At 45.6% G+C, this 371-nt stretch carries 1 protein-coding gene; it reads left to right on the forward strand.

The window, feature by feature from the left end; all coding sequences use genetic code 11:
- A partial coding sequence (locus A7985_RS25510; protein WP_141685460.1) for an SdrD B-like domain-containing protein occupies nt 1-371 on the forward strand: 371 nt, incomplete at both ends.

The following is a 371-nucleotide window of genomic DNA, read 5'->3' on the forward strand; positions in this document are numbered from 1 at the left end:
AAAGTGATTGTCGGCACAGATCCTGCGCCAACACTGCGCTTTACTGAAATGCCAAAAGCAGGTGATAAAACCATATCTGGTAAAGTGTTCTTCGATGTAGATCAAGATGGCGTGATCGATCCTAACGATTCAGCCCTTAACACTATCAGTATCAAACTAACGGGCACCGACAAATATGGTCAGGCTGTTGCTTTTGAAACCACCACAGATGTAAACGGTGAATTCAGCTTTGCTGGTTTAATCGAATCAAACGCGGATGGCTATACCATCACGCAAACACCAAGTACTGAGCATCAAACAGGTAATCGTTATATCGGCAGCGGGGTGGGTGTTGTCAGCAATATCGCCAAAGTGATTGTCGGCACAGATCC

The sequence above is a fragment of the Pseudoalteromonas luteoviolacea genome (genome assembly GCF_001696455.1).
GTDB classification, from domain to species: Bacteria; Pseudomonadota; Gammaproteobacteria; order Enterobacterales; family Alteromonadaceae; genus Pseudoalteromonas; species Pseudoalteromonas luteoviolacea_C.